At 58.9% G+C, this 338-nt stretch carries 1 protein-coding gene; it reads left to right on the top strand.

Features of this window, described 5'->3' with window-relative positions:
- Positions 1-338, top strand: a 338-nt coding sequence (locus B9A22_RS22745) for a collagen-like protein (protein ID WP_139796356.1), incomplete at both ends; no start/stop codon positions are given.

Below are 338 nucleotides of genomic sequence, written 5' to 3'. Positions count from 1 at the left end.
ACAGGTGAGGCAGGAGCTACCGGAGCCACAGGCGAAACCGGAGCTACTGGGGCAACGGGTGAAGCAGGAGCTACTGGAGCTACAGGTGAAGTAGGTGCAACTGGAGCAACAGGAGAAGCAGGAGTAACAGGAGCAACAGGCGAGACAGGAGCAACTGGAGCCACAGGCGAAGTAGGAGCTACAGGAGCCACAGGCGAAGTAGGTGCAACTGGAGCAACAGGCGAGACAGGAGCAACTGGGGCAACAGGCGAAGTAGGAGCTACTGGAGCAACTGGTGAAGTAGGAGCTACCGGAGCCACTGGAGCAACTGGTGAAGTAGGAGCTACCGGAGCCACTGG

The organism is Sporomusa malonica, assembly GCF_900176355.1.
GTDB classification, from domain to species: Bacteria; Bacillota; Negativicutes; order Sporomusales; family Sporomusaceae; genus Sporomusa; species Sporomusa malonica.
Note: the sequence above shows the minus strand (reverse complement) of the source record. Positions and strands in the feature narration are given on the sequence as shown.